Source organism: Mesorhizobium sp. M7A.F.Ca.CA.002.04.1.1, assembly GCF_004022805.1.
In the GTDB taxonomy this organism is placed as follows: domain Bacteria; phylum Pseudomonadota; class Alphaproteobacteria; order Rhizobiales; family Rhizobiaceae; genus Mesorhizobium; species Mesorhizobium ciceri.
On the sequence record NZ_RZPL01000397.1, the window covers coordinates 1 to 5,149 of the forward strand.

A 5,149-nucleotide genomic window follows, 5' to 3' on the forward strand; every position below is an offset into this window, starting at 1 on the left:
GCTGGGTTTCCTCGCCGCGCATGACGTCGGGCGCGTCAGTCAGCCGCTGGGCCAGACCCGGAACGATGCGGATGTCACGGCTCTGTCCGGGCACGCTGGCGGCGCCCGCAAGGATGGCGGTAAGCGGCGCCGGCACGGTGACATAGGGCGCTTCGAGCCAGCCCTGGCGGGACCCGGCCATGCCGCAGATGATGACGGGCAGCGCCGCTGGTGCTCCCATCGCCGCCAGATGCCCTTCGAGGATGGTCGAAAAGCCCTTTTGCTGCGCGGTGATCAGGCCGTCATCGCCGCGGCGTTCGGCAAGCATCTTGCCTTGCCCGTCGATCAGCCAGACCCGCATGCGGGTCGTGCCCCAGTCGACGGCGGCGACCGCCGGTGCGTTGCCGGCTTGGCTCACAGGAAACCTCCATCGACGATCAGCATCTGCGCCGTCAGCATGCGCGAAGCGTCCGAGGCCAGGAACAGCACCGTGCCGACGATGTCGTCGGGCTGCATCACCTGTTTTATGCACTGCTTGGCGACATGGGCGGCAAGCCCCTGTTCGGTCACCCAGAGCTCCTTCTGCCGCTCGGTGATCACCCAGCCGGGTGCGATGGCGTTGACGCGGATGCCGTCCACACCGAGCTTGCCGGCCAGCCCCTTGGTCAGACCGAGGATACCGGCCTTGGCGGCCGTGTAGGAGGGCATGTCGGGGTGGTTGATCAGATAGGACGTCGAGGTGAAGTTGATGATCGAGCCGCCGCCGGCCCGCTTCATGCCCGGCGCCACCGCTTGCGCGGTGAAGAAATGCGGCCTCAGATTAATGGCTTGGTTGTTGTCCCAGAACTCGACCGTCACGTCTTCGACGGCGTGGCGTTCGTCCCAGGCCGCATTGTTGACCAGCACGGTGACATCGCCGTGCGCCTCGGCAGCCTTCGCGGCGGACGCCCGCAGGGCCTCGACATCGCGCAAATCGGTCTTGAGGTAGAGCGGCCGGCGGCCGAATTCTTTCTCGATGCGGTCGGCAAGAGCTGTGCTTGGGCCGTCGGCGATGTCGATGAAGGCGACATTGGCGCCCTGGCGCACAAAACCCTCGGTCAGTGCCGCGCCAATTCCGGAGCCGCCGCCGGTGATCAGCACCGAGGCTCCTTCGAGGTCGGCAAAATGCGCCGATGGCATCATCGTTGTTGTCTCCCAGCGCATGACCCCGAAAATCGGATCGATTTTCGGAAAGGGATCATGCGCAAATGTTAAATGCTACAGCGTCCTTTGCGCGTCTTGAAAGACGCGCGGCGCCGTAGCGTGATCGGCGCGCATCCTAGCCACGCAAGGCGCGCGGGCAAGGGCGAACCGCCGAATTTCAGGGCTTATGTCAGACAAAACGACAATGCGCCGCACCGGATGCGCACGGCAGCACCGTCGGGGTTGGGGATCTCGGAGGACCGCCGGTCAGATCGCCTTGGCGCGCAGGGCGCCGCGGAAGGAATCGCGGAGATAGCCGAGCGTGGCGTCGGCATCGACCGGCTTGCCGAACAGATAGCCCTGTCCGCCGGCGCAGCCAAACTGGACCAGGCGATCGGCCTGCGCTTCCTGCTCGATTCCTTCGGCGACGACGTCCATGCCGAGCCCTTCGCACATTGCGAGGATAGCGCGGATGATGTGTTCCGACGGCCTGTCGTCGAGAATGGAGGAGACGAAGGCGCGATCGATCTTGAGCTTGTCGAAATGGAATTCGCGCAAGCGGCCGAGCGAGGACTGGCCGGTGCCGAAATCGTCTAGCGAGACGCGGATGCCGACGCGGCGCAGATCCTCGACGATCTGCGCGGCCGAGGCCGGGTCGTTCATCAGGCCGGTCTCGGTGATCTCGATCTCCAGCCGGCGCGGATCGAAGCCGGTGCGGTCGAGGATCGCCAGTATGTGCAGGCCGGTGTTCTGGTCGACGAGCTGCGAGGGTGACAGGTTGAACGACAGGAACAGGTCCTTCGGCCAGCTTCTGGCGGCCTCCGTCGCCTTGCGCAGCACCAGCTGCGACAACGGGCCGATGATGCCGCGCTCCTCGGCGATGGGAATGAAGACGGTCGGCGGCACGGAACCCAGGTCGCGGTCGGTCCAGCGCGCCAGCGTCTCGAAGCCGATGGTGCGGCGCGTGGCGAGATCGACGATGGGTTGGAAATGCGGCTCCACTTCGCCGGCCGAGACAGCCCGGCGCAGCGCCTGTTCGATGCGGGTGACGCGCTTGGCCGCTTCTTCCATCTCACGGGTGTAGACGACGACGCGGCCACGGCCGGAACGCTTGGCGTGGTAGAGTGCCGTCTCTGCCTTGTTGATGAGGATTTCCGTGGTCTCGTCGCCCGAATAGAACAACGAGCAGCCGACCGAGGCCGAAAGCCTGGCGGTGCGTTCGCCGACATCGTAGGGCGCCGACAGGATCTCGATCAGCATGCGCGACTTTTCGGCCGCAGCGTCCTCGCTGAATACCATCGGATAGAGAAAAGCAAATTCGTCGGCGCCGATGCGGCAGACCGTGGAATAGCCGTCCATAGAGGCGCGCAGCCGCATCGCGACCTGGATCAGGATGTCGTCGCCGGCCTTGTGGCCGAACAGATCGTTGATCGGCTTGAAGCCGTCGAGGTCGAGAATCCCGACGGTAAAGGGCGCGGGATCGTCGGCTCGGTCGGCGATCAGCCGATCGACCTTGTCGAAGAAGCGGCGATGGTTGCCAAGCCCGGTCAACGGATCGGTGAATGCCAGATCCGTGCTCTCCCTGTTTGCCTGACCGGTGCCAAACGAAGTTTGCATCGGTGTCCCTGTTTTGTGACTTCGGAATTTATTTTCAGACTGGCAGCAAACCCTTTAGGAAACGTATCGCGAAATCGATTTTCCATGGGCAACCGCGACCTGTTTCGAAGGATCGATGTGAGGTGTGCATTCGGGCTCAAGGAACAACGAGGACGCGCAGCCTGGCTCCTGTCACGGAATGACCGGCAGGGCCGAGCTTGCGACTTGCTGATGCCAATCTTCAAAAGGTCGCGATTGGCAGACGGGCAGTGAGCCTGTACAGGCAGGACAGTCGCCCATCAGAGCCGCCGGAGACCCGCCATGAAGCTGAAAATCGCCGTCCAGATGGACCACATCTCCACCGTGTCGATCGCCGGCGACACCTCGTTCGCGCTGTCGCTGGAAGCGCAGCGGCGTGGCCATGAGCTGTTCCACTACACGCCGGATCGGCTGTCGTTGCGCGACGGCAAGGTGTTTGCCCGCATTGAGGAGATGCAGGTGCGCGACGAGAAAGGCAGCCACTATTCGCTGGGCGAGAAGGTGCGCACCGATCTGTCGGAGATGGACGTCGTCCTGCTGCGCCAGGATCCGCCCTTCGACATGAACTACATCACCACCACGCACATCCTGGAGCGCATCCACCCGAAGACGCTCGTGGTCAACGACCCGGCCTGGGTGCGCAACAGCCCGGAAAAGATCTTCGTCACCGAATTTGCCGACCTGATGCCGGACACGCTGATCACCAAGGATCCACTCGAAGTTGCCGCCTTCCGCAAGGAGTTCGGCGACATCATCGTCAAGCCGCTCTACGGCAATGGCGGCGCCGGCATCTTCCATCTGCTGGAGGGCGACCGCAACCTGGCCTCGCTGCTGGAAATGTTCGGCCAGATGTTTCGCGAACCCTATATCGTGCAGCGCTATCTCAAGGACGTGCGCAAGGGCGACAAGCGCATCATCCTGATCGACGGCGAGCCGGTCGGCGCCATCAACCGGGTGCCCGCCGAACATGATTCCCGCTCCAATATGCATGTCGGCGGCCGCGCCGAAAAGACCGAGCTGACGGCGCGCGAACGCGAGATCTGCGCCCGCATCGGGCCGTCGCTGAAGGAGCGTGGCTTCATCCTGGTCGGCATCGACGTCATCGGTGACTACATGACCGAGATCAATGTCACCTCGCCGACCGGCGTGCGCGAGGTCAAACGCTTCGGCGGCGCCGACATCGCCAGCCTGTTCTGGGACGCGGTCGAGGACAAGCGCGGGTAAGCCGTTTTCATTTTGTCTTAACCATGTTCCGTTTTTGCAACCGCGCTCAATTCGGCTGCAACCCACGCGCTCACATGTTCCCGTAATGTTCTTGATTTGACCGAGGATTTGTGATTGTCTGCCCGTGGGGCCATTTCTTGGCCATCGCGTGGGTTGTGGCCTGGGGGCAAAGAAATGGTGGCGCGGGTTCGCACGGTCGCTTTCCAGGGCATCGAGGCCGTGCCGGTCGATGTGCAGGTGATGATCGCGCCCGGCAAGGTCAACATGCACATCGTCGGCCTGGGCGACAAGGCGGTGGCCGAAAGCCGCGAGCGGGTGCAGGCCGCACTGCATGCTTCAGGCCTGTCGATGCCGTCGAAGAAGGTCACGGTCAATCTGGCGCCGGCCGACCTGCCGAAGGAAGGCAGTCACTACGACCTGCCGATCGCGCTTGGCCTGATGGCTGCCCTTGGCGCCATTCCGGGCGACATGCTGGCCGGCTATGTCGTACTTGGAGAATTGTCGCTCGACGGCACGATTGCCGCGGTCGCCGGCGCCTTGCCGGCGGCGATCGCCGCCAATGCCGAGGGCAAAGGCCTGATCTGCCCGTTCGCCTGCGGACCTGAGGCGGCCTGGGCTGGAAAGGATTTCGACATTCTGGCACCGCGCAGCCTGATTGCCATCGCCAATCATTTTCGCGGCACGCAGGTGCTGTCGCGCCCCGAGGCCGGCATCCACGCCGCCGCGCTGGATTTGCCCGACCTCGCCGACATCAAGGGCCAGGAGACCGCCAAGCGGGCGCTGGAAGTGGCGGCCGCCGGCGGGCATAATCTTCTCATGATCGGCCCGCCGGGCTCGGGCAAATCGCTGCTGGCGCAGCGGCTGCCGTCGATCCTGCCGCCGCTGGCGCCGAAGGAATTGCTCGAAGTCTCGATGATCGCGTCGGTGGCGGGAGAGCTCGGCGAAGGCAAATTGACTGACCGGCGGCCGTTCCGCGCGCCGCACCACTCGGCCTCGATGGCGGCGATGGTCGGCGGCGGCATCCGCGCGCGGCCGGGCGAGGTGTCGCTGGCCCATCACGGCGTGCTGTTCCTCGACGAGTTTCCCGAGTTCACGCCGCAGACGCTCGATGCGCTGCGCCAGCCGTTGG

The 5,149-nt window shown here is 64.4% G+C and carries 5 protein-coding genes; 2 read left to right on the forward strand and 3 right to left on the reverse strand.

The genetic code is table 11. The features are described 5' to 3' along the window. The 3 genes from ENZ75_RS19990 to ENZ75_RS20000 form a co-directional block, all read right to left on the reverse strand. Positions 1-340 (reverse strand): 2-dehydro-3-deoxygalactonokinase (locus ENZ75_RS19990; protein WP_245481182.1); only part of this gene is annotated, 340 nt, incomplete at its 3' end. Positions 341-393: 53 nt separating this feature from the next. Next, entirely contained in the window at positions 394-1,161 is a 768-nt protein-coding gene (locus ENZ75_RS19995) for an SDR family oxidoreductase (RefSeq protein ID WP_063169668.1), read from the reverse strand. 267 nt (positions 1,162-1,428) lie between these two features. Further along, complete coding sequence (locus ENZ75_RS20000) at positions 1,429-2,778, reverse strand: EAL domain-containing protein (RefSeq protein ID WP_013528600.1); 1,350 nt, start codon at positions 2,776-2,778, stop codon at positions 1,429-1,431. A 300-nt stretch (positions 2,779-3,078) separates the two neighbouring features. Here ENZ75_RS20000 and gshB point away from each other — a divergent pair, with 300 nt between their 5' ends. Together gshB and ENZ75_RS20010 are read left to right on the forward strand one after the other, a co-directional pair. After that, complete coding sequence (gshB, locus tag ENZ75_RS20005) at positions 3,079-4,020, forward strand: glutathione synthase (protein ID WP_013528601.1); 942 nt, start codon at positions 3,079-3,081, stop codon at positions 4,018-4,020. Between the two features lie 174 nt (positions 4,021-4,194). Further along, positions 4,195-5,149 (forward strand): ATP-binding protein (locus ENZ75_RS20010; protein WP_164887882.1); only part of this gene is annotated, 955 nt, incomplete at its 3' end.